The organism is Paraburkholderia fungorum (assembly GCF_046027605.1).
GTDB lineage: Bacteria > Pseudomonadota > Gammaproteobacteria > Burkholderiales > Burkholderiaceae > Paraburkholderia > Paraburkholderia fungorum_F.
Genome location: NZ_JAQQEF010000003.1, coordinates 251020 through 267721, shown reverse-complemented (window position 1 = coordinate 267721; position 16702 = coordinate 251020). Strand labels below are relative to the sequence as shown.

The following is a 16702-nucleotide window of genomic DNA, read 5'->3' as shown; positions in this document are numbered from 1 at the left end:
GCCGCGCCGGGGCGTGGATTGACGCGCTTACGTATTGCTGGGCAGCTTGTTTGCGTGCTGCCTTTGGTGTGCTTTGGTGCCTACATTCCGGCGCTTACTTGCCGACCACCGTTGCCGACTCGATCACGATCGGCTTTTGCGGCACGTCGCCCATCGGGCCGCGCGTGGTGGTGGGCGTGCCTTCGATCTTCTTCACGACGTCCATACCACTTGTGACCTTGCCGAACACCGCGTAGCCGTTGCCGTCCGGATTCGGATAGTCGAGGCCGGCGTTGTCCACCGTGTTGATGAAGAACTGCGCCGTGGCCGAATTCGGATCGCTGGTGCGCGCCATGGCGAGCGTGCCCGCGCTGTTCTTCAGACCGTTACGGCTTTCAAGTGGAATCGGCGCGCGCGTGGGCTTCTCAGCGAAGCTCTGCGTATAACCGCCGCCCTGAATCATGAAGCCGCGAATCACGCGATGAAAGATCGTGCCGCTGTACTGGCCGGACTTCACGTAGTCGAGGAAGTTGGCGACCGTCTTCGGCGCCTTCTCAGGATACAACTCGACGCGGATGTCGCCTTCCGTGGTCTTGAAGAGGACGGACGGATGCGCGGCCTGCGAACCGGACTGGGCAAAGGCGGGGGCGTTTGCGATCAGGGCGGCGCTGCCGAGCGCCAACATCAACCATTTCATGAAGATCCCTCAGGGTTGGAAAAAACGTGTTGCCGAAGCGGTGATGGTGTGACCTGGTGTTATGTGGCGTTACTTCGACGGCGCCATGTAGGGCGGCATGGCGAACGAGCCATTCGCGCCGCCATACTGGAAGCTCGGCGTTTGCGACATGTCGGCGGAGCTGGCGCGCGCGGCGCTGGCTTCGCTCGGCGCGGCGGCGGCCTTCTTCACTGGTGTGCCGCTCTTGGGCGGCGAGATGACGTTCTGGATGTCGGTGAGGCGCTGCGAGGTCGTGGCGCTTGCCTTGCCGAGGCGCTGCGCGCGACGGTACGCTTCATTGGCCATCCGCAGATACAGATCGCCGAGATTCTCGTACGCGAGACCGTAGCCCGGATTCACCTTGGTCGCGGTTTCGAGCGCGGCGCGGGCTTCGTCATAACGGCCGTGCTTCGCATAGAGCGCCGCGAGGTTGTTATACGGCTCGGGCAGCTCGGGGTACAGTTGCGTGAGTTCGGTGAACGCGGTGATCGCCTCGTCGTCGCGATTCAGATGGGCCAGCACCGTGGCGCGCTTGAACCTGGCTTGCGCGTCGCGCGGGTTCGAGGCGATGCGCGCGTCGAGTTGAGTGAGCGCGGTTTGCCAGTTTTTCTGCGCAATCGACGCATCGATCTCCGGCGTGTTGTCACGCACGGCGGGGCCCTGCGGCAGCGTGGGCGCCTTTTGCGCGTATGCGCCAGCACCCGGCAAGACCGTGAGGGCGACAGCGCAGAATGCCGTCGCGGCGAGGGTCGCGACGCTGCGCGCGCGGCCGCTGGAAGGTTTCATAGGCTCAGGTCTGGATGTTATACTCCGACCCATTCTAACAAAAGGTCTGCGCGTTCCGTCGAACCGCAAACTGTCTTTTCGCCACTCGTGGTCGTCTCCGCCATGATCGCAGCCTGACCGCCGCACCAGGTGCACCGGTTTGCTGCTGTGCAGGTTGCAGTAAAGGTCGCACCCGCTGTCCGTTCGCGGCGCGCCTTATGCACGAAACAGCACGAAACACATTGCGGATTTCTTTCGACCCACGCACCGTTCTCTATGGAATCACTGCGCATCTACAACACGCTCGCGCGTGACAAGCAAACTTTCGTGCCGCTGCAAGAGGGCGTCGTGCGGATGTACGTCTGCGGGATGACCGTATACGACTATTGTCACGTCGGCCATGCGCGCGTGATGGTCGTGTTCGACATCGTGCAGCGGTGGTTGCGCACGCTCGGTTACGACGTGACCTACGTGCGTAATATCACGGACATCGATGACAAGATCATCCGGCGTGCCGTGGAGAACGGCGAAACGATCAAGTCGCTGACCGATCGCTTCATCGCCGCCTTGCATGAAGACGCGGACGCACTCGGCATCGAGCGGCCCGATCTGGAGCCGCGCGCCACCGATTTCATTGCGCAGATGCTCGGCATGATCGAGACGCTGGAGGCGAACGGCTACGCGTATCAGGCGGGCGACGGCGACGTGAACTACGCGGTGCGCAAGTTCCAGGGGTACGGCAAGCTGTCGGGCAAGTCGCTGGAGGATCTGCGCGCGGGCGAACGCGTCGCCGCGAACGACGCGAAGCAGGACCCGCTCGACTTCGTGTTGTGGAAGCAGGCAAAGCCGGACGAACCGGCCGACACCGGCTGGGAGTCGAAGTACGGGCGTGGGCGTCCCGGCTGGCATATCGAATGCTCGGCCATGGGCTGCACGTTACTCGGCGAACATTTCGACATTCATGGCGGCGGCCAGGACCTGCAGTTTCCGCACCATGAGAACGAGATTGCACAGAGCGAAGCTGCCACCGGACAAACCTTCGTCAATTACTGGATGCACAACGGCTACGTGCAGATCGACAATGAGAAGATGTCGAAGTCGTTGAACAACTTCTTTACGATTCGCGAAGTGCTGGAGCAGTACGATGCCGAGGTCGTGCGCTTTTTTATCGCGCGCGCGCATTACCGCTCGCCGTTGAATTACAGCGACGTGCATATCGACGACGCCCGCAACGCGCTCGCGCGTCTGTACACATCGTTGAAGGATGTCACGCCGGACGGCGCGGCGCTCGACTGGAACGAAGCGCATGCGCAGCGTTTCCAGGCAGCAATGAACGACGACTTCAACACGCCGCTTGCAGTGTCGGTGTTGTTCGAGTTGGCAACTGAAGTGAACCGCACGCGCGACCCCGCGCTGGCCCGTCAATTGCGCCTGCTTGCGCAAGTGCTCGGGTTGCTTGGCCGCGAGCCGCGTGCATACCTGCAGCAGGCGGCGGGCGCCGCCGCGCAAGGGGCGCTCGAGCCCGCCGCGATCGAAGCGAAGATCGCCGCGCGCGTGGCCGCCAAGCAGGCGAAAGACTATGCGGCAGCAGACCGGATCCGGGCCGAATTGCTCGAGGCCGGCGTTGCACTTGAAGACAAACCCGGCGGGTTGACCGAGTGGCGGCGCGTGTGAGCGCAGCTCGACCATCCCTTTGATCGACTCGCCAGGCAGGAGGCAGGATGGCAACGGCCACGAAGACGCCGGCTAAACGAGCCACGTCTCAAACAAACGCGGCAGCCACGGCAAAGTCGACACGAACGTCGGCTCGGACGGGCGGCAGCGCGGTAAAAAAAGCATCGTCGAAAGCCGCCGGGGTGGCGGCGAAGACCGGCGCGCGCGCGGCAGCCGGTGCAGCAACGGCGGCTGCGACGGGTACGGCGAAGAAAGCCGCGGTCAAGCGCGCGCTGAACGGCGCGTCGGCGCACGCGCCGGTTGCCACGCGCGCGAAAACATCGCGCGTAAAGAGTAATGGCGTGTTGCCTGCCGAACTCGCCGGCGACGTGCAGGAACTCGCGCGCGATACGCATGAAGGCGAAGTCGTACGCAAAACGCGCGCGTCGTCGAGTGCGGGTGGCGAAGCTGCAAGTGCTGCTGAAATCGCGGTGCCCGTGCAGATCGGCGGCCTCACGCCCGAAGTCACCCGTCCGGCGTATTGGGACAAGGCGTGCGCGGACCTCGTCAAGCGCGACCGTATTCTGAAGAAACTGATTCCGAAGTTTGGCCCGGTGCATCTGTTGAGCCGTGGCGATCCGTTCGTCACGCTCGCGCGTTCGGTGGTCGGGCAGCAGATTTCGGTGGCATCCGCGCAAGCCGTCTGGGCGAAGGTCGAGGCGGCGTGTCCGAAGCTCGTGCCGCAGCAGTTCATCAAGCTCGGTCAGGACAAGCTGACCGCGTGCGGGCTGTCCAAACGCAAGGCCGAATACGTGCTCGATCTCGCGCAGCACTTCGTGTCGGGCGCGTTGCACGTCGGCAAGTGGACCTCGATGGACGACGAGGCAGTGATCGCCGAACTCACGCAGATCCGCGGCATCGGTCGCTGGACCGCGGAAATGTTTTTGATCTTCAATCTGTCGCGCCCTGACGTGCTGCCGCTCGACGACCTCGGCCTGATCCGCGCGATCAGCGTCAACTACTTTAGCGGCGAGCCGGTTACGCGCAGTGAAGCGCGTGAGGTTGCGGCAAACTGGGAACCGTGGCGTACCGTCGCGACCTGGTATATGTGGCGTAGTCTCGATCCGTTGCCGGTCGACTACTGAGTGTCTAAAACTGGCGCATCGCATGAGGCCGCTAGAGCGTAATCGCCCCATCGCCCGTTGGGACTTCCTTCCGGGTGGGTTTAGTGGTGGTGTGGGGCGGAACACTGGGGTGCGGCCCAGCGTTGTCTTGAGAAGAGCGAGCAGCCATGTTGTTTGAAAAGCTATCAATTGGTAGAAATTGATAGTTGCGACATGGTTTTGACAGCGGCGAGCGCGGTTAGAATACGCGCTGCCGGTAAGTCCAAGGATTACAACCAATGAAGACCACCTTTCTGGATTTCGAACAGCCGATCGCTGAACTCGAAGCGAAGATCGAAGAATTGCGCTTCGTGCAGGACGATTCGGCCGTCGATATTTCGGAAGAGATCGAGCGGCTGTCCAAGAAGAGTCAACAGCTCACCAAAGATCTGTACGCGAACCTGAGTCCGTGGCAGGTGTCGCAAATCGCCCGACATCCGCAGCGCCCCTACACGTTCGATTACGTGAGCGAGTTGTTCACCGATTTCCACGAACTGCACGGCGACCGCAACTATGCGGACGACCTGTCGATCGTCGGCGGCCTTGCGCGTTTCAATGGCCAGGCCTGCATGGTGATCGGCCATCAGAAGGGCCGCGACACCAAGGAGCGCGCGCTGCGCAACTTCGGCATGCCGCGTCCGGAAGGCTATCGCAAGGCCGAACGTCTGATGCGTCTCGCTGAGAAGTTCAGCTTGCCGATCTTCACGTTCATCGATACGCCGGGCGCCTATCCGGGCATCGGCGCGGAAGAGCGTGGGCAGTCGGAAGCGATCGGCCGCAATCTGTATGTGATGGCTGAACTCAAGACACCGCTGATCGCCACGATCATCGGCGAAGGCGGGTCGGGCGGCGCGTTGGCGATTGCTGTCGGCGACAGCGTGCTGATGCTGCAATTCTCGACGTATTCGGTGATTTCGCCGGAAGGCTGCGCATCGATCCTGTGGAAGAGCGCCGCGAAGGCGCCCGAAGCAGCAGAAGCGCTCGGCCTGACCGCGCATCGTCTGAAGGCGCTCGGTCTGATCGACAAGATCGTCAACGAACCGCTCGGCGGCGCGCATCGCGATCCGAAGGGCATGGCCGCCATGCTGCGCCGTGCGCTCGCCGATTCGCTGCGCCAGTTCCAGGGCATGAGCATCAACGACCTGCGTCAACGCCGTTTCGAACGGCTGATGTCGTACGGCAAGTTCAAGGAAACGACGCCGGGTGCTTAAGCCCGCGCGCGTTCTCTTTCGTCCTTCAGCGCTTCCCGCGCCAGCGACGTGACTCTCTCCGCCGAAACGCCTGCCGACCGCCTCGTTCTCGAGGCGGTCGGCGTGGCGCTGTCCGCGCTCCCCGCGAGCGCGCGCATTGCGGTTGCGTTCAGTGGCGGCGTCGATTCGAGTGTGCTGCTCGATGCCACGGCGCGCGTCGCGGGCGCGTCGCGTTGTGTCGCGCTGCACGTGCATCACGGCCTCAGTGCTCACGCCGACGAATGGCTCGCGCACTGCGAAGCGTTTGCGCGGCAACGTGGCGTCGAATTCTCCGCACAGCGCGTCGAGGTGCCTCGCGAGGCGGGCGTGAGCGTCGAGGCTGCGGCACGCGATGCGCGTTATCGTGCGCTGGACGCCATGTGCGCAACCCACGGCGTTCACACGCTATGGCTCGCGCAACATGCGGACGATCAGGCGGAGACCGTGCTGTTGCAGTTGCTGCGCGGCGCTGGCCTCGCGGGTCTTGCGGCCATGGCGCCCGAGTATTTGCCGGCGGGTACCGCTGCGCTGCGCGTACGGCCTTTGCTGCACTTGCTGCGGGCGCAACTCGAGCAGTACGCGGGCGCCCGCGAATTGCACTGGATCGACGATGAATCGAACGCGGACACACGTTATGCCCGCAACGCATTGCGCCACGAGGTGACACCGGCGCTGGCCATCCACTTTCCTGGTTTTCGCGACGCGCTCGCGCGCACGGCGGCGCATGCGGCATCGGCGCAACGTCTGCTCGACGAGCTCGCGCGTATCGATCTTGACGCAGCCGTGAGCGACGAAGGCCGTGCGCTATCGCATGACGCGCTGCTCGCCCTCGACGACGATCGCGCGCTCAACCTGCTGCGCTACTGGATGCGCACGCTGGGTTTCGTTGCGGCATCAACCGCGCGTCTGGTCGACGCTTTGCGCCAGTTACGCGAAGTCGGCGCGGCAGGCGAAGGCCATAGTCTGCGTATCGATCATGCGGGGCAGGCGTTGCGCAGTTATCGCGGGCTTGTGTATTGGGAGGCGGGCGATAGTAGCGAGCCCGCCGACGAAACCGCGCTCTCCACGCGCGAGGTCAGCGAACTCGCATGGCAGGGTGAAGTGATCTGGCGTTTGCCGCAGTGGCGGGGCACCTTCATGTTTGTCGATGCCGACGCGAATCTGGATGGAGGCGCCAGTGCCAATGCCAGTGGTGATGGTAACGGTGGCGCAGCGGGCAACGCAGCGTCCGACGATCCCAATACGCTTCCCATCAGCGTTCTACGCCGAGCGCTGTTGAGCGCACGCTCACGCAGCGGCGGCGAACGGATGCGCACGGGCGCTGCACCAGGCGCGCCACGCCGCACGCTAAAAAACCTGTTCCAGGAGCGCGGCATTCCCGCATGGAAGCGCGACGTGCCGCTGCTTTATGTCGGTGACGAACTGCTGTTCGTGCCCTTGCTCGGTGTGAACCGCGCCGCGTTGCCCGAGCAGGTGGCTGCGGCCGAAGCGCGCATCCGGATCATCTGGCGCGAGGATTGGCTGGTCGCCTGACCGACCGGTCGGACATCGGCGTAATCGATCCGATGAATCCGTAAATAGCGCGCAAACCCGCACCGGACAAGCCTTTCCAGCGCGTAATAGGGACGGTTCGACAGCCGTTCTGGCTTGTTTTTTTGCGCCCGATCGGGTAATTTAGCTTGTTTGCCCGACCCGATTTCGCCGTCGCTTTTGTCAATTTTGTCGGTTTGCGATCGTGATCCGTCGTTTCCGGTAAGCCTCTAGCGATCATTCCCGGGCAAATCCGCGCCTGCTGCACGCGTGCTGCATTTACGCCGCCACACACTTTGCCGTCGTTCACAAGACGTTGCGCTCCTGTGCTTTTGTGCGGTCGTCTCCAGCGCGCCAGCGCGGTTTATCCTCCAGTTCAGAACGACAATGGCACTCATCGTACATAAATACGGCGGCACCTCGATGGGCTCGGTCGAGCGCATCAAGAACGTCGCCAAGCGCGTCGCGAAATGGCACAAGGCCGGCCACAAGATGGTCGTCGTGCCGTCGGCAATGTCAGGCGAAACCAACCGTTTGCTCGGTCTCGCGAAAGAAATCACGGGTCAGCCGAGCCCCCGCGAACTCGACATGATCGCCGCCACCGGCGAGCAGGTCAGCTCGGGACTGCTCGCCATTGCGCTGCAGGAAGCCGGCGTCGACGCGGTCAGCTATGCCGGCTGGCAAGTGCCGGTCAAAACGGATAGCGCGTTCACGAAGGCACGCATTAGCGAAATCGACGGCGAGCGCGTGCTGCGCGATCTCGACGCCGGCAAGGTGGTGGTGATCACGGGCTTCCAGGGTATCGATCCTGACGGCCACATCACCACACTCGGCCGCGGCGGTTCGGATACGTCCGCTGTCGCAGTTGCTGCCGCGTTGAAAGCCGACGAGTGCCTGATTTACACGGACGTCGACGGCGTCTACACGACCGACCCGCGCGTGGTGGAAGAAGCGCGCCGCCTCGATCGCGTGACGTTCGAAGAAATGCTGGAAATGGCAAGCCTGGGTTCCAAGGTGCTGCAGATCCGCTCGGTGGAATTCGCCGGCAAATATCAGGTGAAGACGCGTGTGCTGTCGAGCCTGACCGATCCGCTCATCCCGCTCGACACTGAAATGAAGTCGGGCACCCTGATTACTTTTGAAGAAGACGAGACCATGGAAAAAGCAGTCATCTCGGGCATCGCGTTCCAGCGCGATGAAGCTCGCATCGCCGTGATGGGTGTACCCGACAAGCCGGGCATCGCGTATCAGATTCTCGGCCCGGTGGCGGACGCGAATATCGACGTCGACATGATCATCCAGAACCAGAGCGTCGACGGTAAAACGGCGTTCACGTTCACGGTTGGCCGCGGCGACTATCAGCGCGCCATGGACATCCTCACAGGCCAGGTGAAGGGTCACGTGCAGGCTGAGCAGGTGCTGGGCGATCCGAAGGTGTCGAAAGTGTCGGTGGTCGGCGTCGGCATGCGCTCGCACGTGGGTATCGCGAGCACGATGTTCCGCACGCTGTCGGAAGAGGGCATCAATATCCAGATGATCTCGACCTCCGAAATCAAGATTTCGGTGCTGATCGACGAGAAGTACATGGAGCTCGCCGTGCGCGCGCTGCATAAGGCCTTCGAACTGGATCAGGCGTAATTTGCGGCACGGGGGTGAGGCGTGCAAGAGCGCCTCGCCTCTTAATGCCTGATCATCGCATGAGCGCATGCGCGGCAAATCGGCGCGGCTAATGTGATGGGGCTATGTGAATAATTGCGTCGTAGATGACGAAACTGGCACAAAAAATGTGCGGTAGACATTGACCTTCGCGGTTTGCCCCGCTATTATCTTGGCTTCGTTGCGCTGACTCCCTGCGCAACCGAAAGTTTGGGAGACGTGGCCGAGAGGTCGAAGGCACTCCCCTGCTAAGGGAGCATCTGGGCCAAAACCTGGATCGAGGGTTCGAATCCCTCCGTCTCCGCCAGCAATGGCGGCAAACCCCGCAGAGTCTAGGCTCTGCGGGGTTTTGTTTTTTCAAGGGCCGCGTTGCCGCTCGCCGGAGAGCGGATACGAATAAACGCCGGCGCTGCAAAGTAAAATTTTCAACATGCTTCGGATACCCAATTAAATCGGCGGCGCGTACTTCCTTTCGCCTGGCGTAACGGCTCGATGATCTTCTTCGTTACAGGCCGGCTGGTTTTTCACCGAAATATTCGTGCGTGTAACCAGACGTAACGCAGAGGGCCGCAATGCGATCTTATGCATCAGTTATTACAAAGTTGAAATACGCGGATGATTGCCTTGCGCTATATTTCGGCCAACAACACACATTCTTCTAAAGGGTGAATCGATGAAGTCCGCACGTCTTGTTCCACTTCTGATCGGGGTTCTCGGGTTGGCTGCGTCGGGTGCTGCAATGGCCGGCGGCCTTAGCGTCGGGGTCAACATCGGCATTCCCGCGCCGATTTATGTCGCGCCGGCGCCCGTCTACGCACCGCCGCCGCCCCCGCCGCCCCCGGTCATCTATCAACCGGCTCCTGTGTACTACGGCGGCCCGGCGATCGTGATCGGCTGGCACGGCGACCGCTACTGGGACGGCCGCCGCTACTGGGCGCGTGACGACTGGTATCGTCATCATCCCCCGGGCCGCTACGATTACGGCCGTAATCACTACGACAACCAGCGCGGCTGGCACTAAGGCATCAGATAGCCGCCGTTGTAGCGTCGAAAAAGCCGCCCTCAAAGGGCGGTTTTTTTATTGCGCTCGCGAGCCAGCGGAGAAGACCGCCATCGCCGGATCGACGCAGCAAGCGCGGTCACTCGGCGAAGGCAGCCATGCCCCCGACTACGGCATTAAAGCCGCTATCCACATGCACGATTTCTGCCGTCACACCCGCTGCCAGATCCGACAGTAGAAACGCCGCGGTATTGCCGACCTGTTCGATCGTCACGTTGCGCTTGAGCGGCGCGTTGTTTTCGACGAATTCGAGAATCTTGCCGAAGCCCTTGATGCCGCTCGCGGCCAGCGTCCTGATCGGACCTGCCGAAATGCCGTTCACGCGCACGCCCTTCGCACCGAGCGACACCGCCAGATAGCGCACGCCTGCTTCGAGCGAGGCCTTGGCGAGACCCATGGTGTTGTAGTTCGGAATCGCGCGTTCGGCGCCGAGGTAGCTCAGCGTGAGCAGCGACGCGTCTGGCGTGAGCATCGATTGCGCGGCCTTGGCGAGGGCCGGAAAGCTGTACGCGGAGATGTCGTGCGCAATGCGGAAGTTCTCGCGCGTCATGCCGTCGAGGAAGTCGCCGGCGATTGCTTCGCGCGGCGCAAATCCGATCGAATGGACGAGACCGTCGAGCCCGTCCCAGCGCGTCTTTAACGAGGCGAACAGGGCGTCGATCTGCGAGTCGTCCGCAACGTCGCATGGGAACACCAGGTCGCTGCCGAACTCGGTGGCGAACTCGGTGATGCGCTCCTTGAAGCGCTCGCCGACATAGGTGAACGCCAGTTCGGCGCCTTCACGCTTGCAGGCTTGCGCGATGCCGTACGCAATCGAACGGTTCGACAACAGGCCGGTCAGCAGGATTCGTCTGCCAGTGAGGAAGCCCATAAATTCTCCCAATGTGGTCTGCGCATCACGCACGGACGTCGTGGCGTTGCACCCGAAGCGAGGTCCATCGCATCGGCACCCGATTCGCGGGATCGACGCGGTGCGGTGATGCGGATGAAATGCGGGGATGAGATGCGGGGATGAGATGCGCGGATGGCGCAGGTTTATTGGGTAGAATTCTCTCACATTGCAATTGCCCACTGACCAACAAGGCCCCTATGACAACTGGCTCGCGATGGGTTCAAACGCCTCGTGCACCTGGGTGCGGCGTGCTTCACAGGCTATCGCGTGTCGGTGTACGGGTTGTACCACGTGTAAGGCGGGTCGTGCCGCGTTCCTGGCGCGAGGCGTGCGTCGCCGCGTTGTGCGGCGTGTCGGCTCTCGCCGGTTTGCTCGCCGCTCCCGAGGCCCATGCGGTCTATGCCATCGCGCAATACGGCGAGCCGAAATATCCGGCCGACTTCAAGCATTTCGACTACGTCAATCCCAATGCGCCGAAGGGCGGCACGCTGGTGATGGCCAATCCGAGCCGGCTCACCAGCTTCGATAAATTCAATCCGTTCACGTTGCGCGGCAATACCGCACCGGGCGTGGATCTGCTGTTCGAAAGCCTGACCACCGGCAGTAGTGACGAAGTGGCCTCCGCCTACGGCCTGCTTGCCGACGACATCAACATCGCGCCCGACGGCCTGTCGACCACCTTCCACATCAATCCGCGCGCGCGCTTTTCGAATGGCGATCCGGTCACCGCGGACGACGTCAAGTTTTCGCTCGACACGCTGAAAAGCCCGCAAGCGGCGCCGCAATTCGCCTCGATCTTCGGCGAGATCACGCGCGCCGTGGTGATCGATCCGCATACGATCCGCTTCGAGTTTCATCAACGCAATCGCGAATTGCCGCTGCTGGCGGGCGGCATGCCGGTGTTCTCGCGCAAGTGGGGAATGAAGCCGGACGGCAGCCGGATTCCGTTCGACCAATTGGCGTTCGAGAAGCCGATCGCCAGCGGGCCGTATCTGATCGATCATTACGACAACGGCCGCACGATTACGTATCGGCGTGATCCGAATTACTGGGGAGCTGCGCTGCCGGTGCGGGTCGGCATGAACAATTTCGATCGGATCGTCTACAAGCTGTATTCGGATAGCACGGCGCGGCTCGAGGCGTTCAAGGCGGGCGAGTACGACGCGCTGGTCGAGTATGTCGCGCGCAATTGGGTGCGGCGCGACGTCGGCAAGAAGTTCGATAGCGGTGAGCTGATCAAGCGCGAGTTTGCGCAACATAACGGCACCGGTATGCAAGGCTTCGTGCTCAACGTACGGCGGCCCTTGTTTCAGGATGCGCGTGTGCGCAAGGCGCTCGATCTGGCGCTCGATTTCCAGTGGCTAAACCGCCAGTTGTTCTTCAATCAGTACACGCGGATCGACAGCTTCTTCGCCAATACGGATTTGCAGGCGAAGGGCCTGCCATCGCCGGGCGAATTGGCCCTGCTCGAGCCATGGCGCGCCCAGCTTGATCCGGCGGTGTTCGGTTTGCCGCCGAAGCAGCCGGACACCGATCCGCCCGGTTCGCTGCGCGCCAATTTATTGCAGGCGCGCGCGTTGTTGCAGCAGGCGGGGTGGACCTATCGCGACGGCGCATTGCGTAACGCCAAAGGCGAGCCGTTCCAGTTCGAGATTCTCGACGATTCCGGCTCGTCCGCTCAGTTCGAGCCGATCGTCGCGACCTTCATCCGCAATCTGCAGAAGCTCGGCATCACCGCGACATTTCGCGTCTCCGACTTCGCTGTCTATCAGAAGCGGCTCGACGCATTCGATTTCGACACAACCACAATCCGCATGGCGGACGTGCAGGTGCCCGGTTCGGAGCAGATCGACCGGTTCGGCAGTAAGGCTGCGGATACGCCAGGCTCCGACAACGTGATCGGCGTGAAGTCGCCGGCCGTCGACGCGATCCTGAGCGCGCTCGTGCATGCGCAGACGCGCGAGCAACTGATCGACGCCACGCATGCGCTCGACCGCGTGCTGATGCATGGCTACTATGTGATTCCGCAGTGGTATAGCGCTTCGCATCGGGTGGCGTTCAAACGCGGGCTCGCGTGGCCAAAGACGCTGCCTCTGTACTATGGCGCGGAAGGCTGGATCACGTCGATGTGGTGGTATGCACAGCCACAACAGCCGCAACAGCCGCAAGCACAGCCGCACTAAAAAGCGTCCATTCATTCACCGCCTTCGCACCGGAAACATCGCCATGTGGAGCTATATCCTCAAACGCTTGCTGCTGATGATCCCGACCTTGCTCGGCGTGCTGACGCTGACCTTTGTCGTGATCCAGTTCGTCCCGGGCGGTCCGGTCGAACAGATGCAGCACGAGCTGCGCAAAGGGGCGGAAAACGGCGCGCCGTTCGGTCTGCGCGCGCATACCGGTGTCGACGCGCAGCAGATCGCGCAACTGAAAGCGCTCTATGGCTTCGACAAACCGCCGCTCGAACGCTATGTCCTGATGCTAAAGCGCTTCTCGACGTTCGATCTCGGGCAGAGCTATTTCCGCCATCAAAGCGTATGGTCGCTGATCGTTTCGAAGTTGCCGGTGTCGATCAGTATCGGCTTATGGACGTTCTTTCTGACCTACCTGATATCGGTGCCACTGGGTATCGCCAAAGCGGTGCGCAACGGGTCGCGCTTCGACATCGCAACGAGCCTCGTGGTGCTGATCGGCTACGCGATTCCGGGCTTCGTGCTGGGCGTGCTGCTGCTCGTACTGTTCGGCGGCGGCAGCTTCCTGCAACTGTTCCCGCTGCGCAATCTCACCTCGGACAACTGGGCGCAGTTGAGTCTCGGCGGCAAGATCGTCGACTACCTGTGGCATATCACGCTGCCGATCACAGCCTCGGTGGTCGGCAGTTTCGCGGTCGTCACGATGCTGACGAAAAACGCTTTTCTCGACGAAATCCGCAAGCAATACGTGCTGACTGCACGCGCCAAAGGTTTGTCCGAGAAGCGCGTGCTGTGGAAGCACGTGTTTCGCAACGCGTTGCTGCCGTTGATCGTCGGTTTTCCGGCGGCGTTTATCGGTGCGTTCTTCACCGGCAGTCTGCTGATCGAGACGCTGTTTTCGCTCGACGGACTTGGCCTGCTGTCGTACGAATCGGTGGTGCGGCGCGACTATCCGGTCGTGCTCGGCACGCTGTATCTGTTCACGCTGATCGGACTCGCGACCAAGCTGATTTCCGATCTTTGCTATGTGTGGGTCGATCCCCGCATCCAATTCGAACAACTGGAGCGCTGATGAATCGAGCCCGTCTTTCCGCCGATGCAGCGGCGCGCACCGAACCGGCTCGCGCGTTCGTCTCGCCAACGCCCGCGCGTCGTGTCTGGCGGCGTTTTCGTCAGCAGCGCCTCGGCTATTGGAGTCTGATTATCTTCGTCGTCGCGTTCGCGGCGAGCCTGGCCGGCCCGCTCTGGTCGAATGACAAGCCGCTGATGGTGCGTTACGAAGGGCAGTTGTATTTTCCGATGTTCAAGACCTACGCGGAGACGACGTTCGGCGGTGACTTCCCAACCCCTGCCGATTATCTTGACCCGTATATCAAACATCGTTTCGACGCGCCGGGTAACTTCGCGGTGTATCCGCCGAATCGCTATTACTACGACACGCTGAATTACTTCTCGAAGGCGCCGAATCCGGCGCCGCCGTCGCGCGATAACTGGTTTGGCACCGACGACCGCGGTCGCGATCTGTTCGCGCGTCTTCTGTATGGTTTTCGCGTGTCGGTGGAATTCGCGCTCGTGCTGACCTTGATCGGCACCGTACTCGGGATTGCCGCCGGCGCCGTGCAGGGTTACTTCGGAGGACGCACGGATATCATCGGACAGCGGCTGATCGAAATCTGGAGCGCCATGCCGGAGCTTTACCTGTTGATCATTTTCTCGTCGATCTTCGAGCCGGGGTTCATTCTGCTGATCGTGCTGCTTTCGTTATTCGGCTGGATCGGTTTGTCGGATTACGTGCGCGCGGAGTTTCTGCGCAACCGCCACCAGGACTATGTGCGGGCGGCACGGGCGATGGGGCTCTCGAACTGGCAGATCATGTGGCGGCACGTCTTGCCCAACAGTTTGACGCCTGTGATCACGTTTCTGCCGTTTCGCATGAGCGGTGCGATCCTCGCACTCACCAGCCTCGACTTTCTCGGCCTTGGCGTGCCGTCGCCGACGCCGAGCCTGGGCGAACTGCTGGCGCAAGGCAAGGCGAATCTCGACGCGTGGTGGATCTCGTTGTCCACCTTCGGCGTGCTGGTCGCGATGTTGTTGCTGCTGACGTTCATGGGGGACGCATTGCGCAATGCGCTCGATACCCGCATCTCCGATGCGATGCGTGCCGGGGGCAACCAGTGAGCGCCGCAGTGGAAAGCAAGGCGAAACAAGCCATGACGCCGCCGCTTCTGGAACTCGACCATTTGCATGTCACTTTCGGCGACACCGTCGCAGTGAACGACGTGACGCTCGCGATCCAGCGCGGCGAGCGGATCGCGCTGGTCGGCGAATCGGGTTCGGGCAAGAGCGTGACGGCGCTGTCGATCCTGCGTCTGTTGAGCGACGCGCAGGTCAGCGGATCGATCCGTTTCGACGGCCAGGATCTGCTCGCCAAAAGCGAGCGCGAGATGCGGGGCATGCGCGGCTCGGACATCGCGATGATCTTCCAGGAGCCGATGACGGCACTCAATCCGCTCTACACGGTCGGTGACCAGATTGCGGAGACGATCGTCGTACACGATGGCGTCACGGCGCAGGAGGCGCGTAAGCGCGCCGTGGCATTGCTGGGGCGCACGGGCATCGCCGAGCCCGGCAAGCGTGTGAACAGTTACCCGCATCAACTCTCCGGCGGCCAACGGCAGCGCGCGATGATCGCCATGGCGCTGGCGTGCCGTCCACGCCTGTTGCTGGCCGACGAGCCGACCACCGCGCTCGACGTGACGATCCGCGCGCAGATCGTCGACCTGCTGCTGGAGCTGCAACGCGACGAAGCCGAGAAACGCGGCATGGCCGTGCTGCTGATCACGCACGACCTGAATCTGGTGCGGCACTTTGCGCAGCGAATCGCGGTGATGGAGAAGGGCGTGCTCGTGGAAAGCGGCCCGGTCGAGCAGGTGTTCGAGTCGCCGCAGCATCCGTACACCCAGCGTCTGCTGGCGAGCCGTCCGCAGCGCACGGTGGTGCCTGTGCTGCCGATCTCGCCGGTGCTGCTCGAAGCGCGCGATGTCTCGGTCGATTTCAAAACGAAACTGCCGGGCGTAAGCGGCTGGTTTCGTTCGGGGCGCTTCCGCGCGGTTGCGGATGCGAACGTGTCGGTGCGCCAGGGCGAGACGCTGGGGATCGTCGGCGAATCGGGTTCGGGCAAATCGACGCTCGCGATGGCCCTGCTCGGTTTGCAACGCACCGCGCACGGCGAGATCGAGTTTCAGGGGAGGGCGCTCGGCAGCTATCGCGGCGTCGAACAGACCGCCTTACGCTCTAACATGCAAGTCGTCTTTCAGGACCCCTTCAGTTCACTTTCGCCACGTCAGACCATCGAGCGGATCGTCGGTGAAGGACTCGCGCTGCATCGGCCGCAAATGAGCGAGGTGGCGCGGCGCGACAAGGTGGTGTCCGTGCTGCGCGAAGTCGGTCTGGACCGCACGGTGTTGTACCGCTATCCGCATGAGTTCTCGGGCGGCCAGCGTCAGCGGATTGCGATTGCGCGCGCCCTGGTGCTTGAGCCGCGGGTTCTGATTCTCGATGAACCGACCAGTGCGCTCGACGTGTCGATCCAGCAGCAGGTGCTGAAACTGCTCGCCGGATTGCAGCAGAAGTACAACCTGGGCTTCGTTTTCATCAGTCACGATCTGGCCGTGATCGGGGCGATGGCTCACCGTGTGGCGGTGATGCAAAACGGTTCGATCATTGAAAGCGGAGACGTTGAGCAGATTTTTGCGACACCGGTGCACCCTTACACCCGAAAGCTGCTGAAAGCCGCGCTGGATCGTTGATTCCGTGCTCTTTCACCAATTGGGTGCGTGTCTCGATTGTATTTTTCTATTTGTTTTGA

General features: G+C 62.1%; 13 protein-coding genes and 1 tRNA gene. 11 read left to right on the top strand and 3 right to left on the bottom strand.

The genetic code is table 11. The features are described 5' to 3' along the window. Positions 1-94: 94 nt before the first annotated feature. Both PQR53_RS07300 and PQR53_RS07295 read right to left on the bottom strand, forming a co-directional pair. Positions 95-676, bottom strand: coding sequence for a peptidylprolyl isomerase (locus PQR53_RS07300; RefSeq protein ID WP_323045234.1), 582 nt, complete (start codon positions 674-676; stop codon positions 95-97). Between the two features lie 69 nt (positions 677-745). Continuing rightward, on the bottom strand, positions 746-1480 hold the full coding sequence (locus PQR53_RS07295) for a tetratricopeptide repeat protein (protein WP_408451929.1): 735 nt from the start codon (positions 1478-1480) through the stop codon (positions 746-748). A gap of 255 nt (positions 1481-1735) precedes the next feature. Here PQR53_RS07295 and cysS point away from each other — a divergent pair, with 255 nt between their 5' ends. The 7 genes from cysS to PQR53_RS07260 all read left to right on the top strand — a co-directional run bounded on the left by cysS (position 1736) and on the right by PQR53_RS07260 (position 9711). After that, a complete protein-coding gene (gene cysS, locus PQR53_RS07290; protein ID WP_408451927.1) occupies positions 1736-3133 on the top strand; it encodes a cysteine--tRNA ligase in 1398 nt (465 codons plus the stop codon). Between the two features lie 47 nt (positions 3134-3180). After that, a complete protein-coding gene (locus tag PQR53_RS07285; protein WP_408451925.1) occupies positions 3181-4257 on the top strand; it encodes a DNA-3-methyladenine glycosylase family protein in 1077 nt (358 codons plus the stop codon). Positions 4258-4514: 257 nt separating this feature from the next. Beyond that, complete coding sequence (locus PQR53_RS07280) at positions 4515-5486, top strand: acetyl-CoA carboxylase carboxyltransferase subunit alpha (protein ID WP_201643092.1); 972 nt, start codon at positions 4515-4517, stop codon at positions 5484-5486. 48 nt (positions 5487-5534) lie between these two features. After that, entirely contained in the window at positions 5535-7037 is a 1503-nt protein-coding gene (tilS, locus tag PQR53_RS07275; protein WP_408451923.1) for a tRNA lysidine(34) synthetase TilS, read from the top strand. A gap of 384 nt (positions 7038-7421) precedes the next feature. After that, positions 7422-8672: an aspartate kinase gene (locus PQR53_RS07270; protein WP_408451921.1), complete on the top strand. Its 1251-nt coding sequence runs from the start codon at positions 7422-7424 to the stop codon at positions 8670-8672. Positions 8673-8903: 231 nt separating this feature from the next. After that, positions 8904-8997: transfer RNA gene (locus PQR53_RS07265), tRNA-Ser, on the top strand. Positions 8998-9363: 366 nt separating this feature from the next. Then, positions 9364-9711, top strand: coding sequence for a hypothetical protein (locus PQR53_RS07260; RefSeq protein ID WP_408451919.1), 348 nt, complete (start codon positions 9364-9366; stop codon positions 9709-9711). A 118-nt stretch (positions 9712-9829) separates the two neighbouring features. On the opposite strand, the gene fabI is transcribed toward PQR53_RS07260, so the two are convergent. Then, complete coding sequence (fabI, locus tag PQR53_RS07255; RefSeq protein ID WP_408451918.1) at positions 9830-10621, bottom strand: enoyl-ACP reductase FabI; 792 nt, start codon at positions 10619-10621, stop codon at positions 9830-9832. A 326-nt stretch (positions 10622-10947) separates the two neighbouring features. Between fabI and PQR53_RS07250 the strand changes: the two genes are divergently transcribed. The 4 genes from PQR53_RS07250 to PQR53_RS07235 are packed head-to-tail and all read left to right on the top strand — an operon-like array spanning position 10948 to position 16643. Continuing rightward, the gene (locus PQR53_RS07250; RefSeq protein WP_408451916.1) at positions 10948-12825 is read left to right on the top strand and encodes an extracellular solute-binding protein; all 1878 of its coding nucleotides are present in this window, start codon (positions 10948-10950) and stop codon (positions 12823-12825) included. A 43-nt stretch (positions 12826-12868) separates the two neighbouring features. Beyond that, positions 12869-13906 (top strand): microcin C ABC transporter permease YejB, encoded by a 1038-nt coding sequence (locus PQR53_RS07245; RefSeq protein ID WP_179732750.1) that lies wholly within the window; start codon positions 12869-12871, stop codon positions 13904-13906. Next, a complete protein-coding gene (locus PQR53_RS07240) occupies positions 13906-15012 on the top strand; it encodes an ABC transporter permease (protein WP_408451914.1) in 1107 nt (368 codons plus the stop codon). Before PQR53_RS07245 ends, PQR53_RS07240 begins: the two co-directional genes overlap by 1 nt. A 32-nt stretch (positions 15013-15044) precedes the next feature. Beyond that, positions 15045-16643, top strand: a complete 1599-nt coding sequence (locus PQR53_RS07235) for an ABC transporter ATP-binding protein (RefSeq protein ID WP_408451912.1) — start codon at positions 15045-15047, stop codon at positions 16641-16643. The last annotated feature ends 59 nt before the right edge of the window (positions 16644-16702 follow it).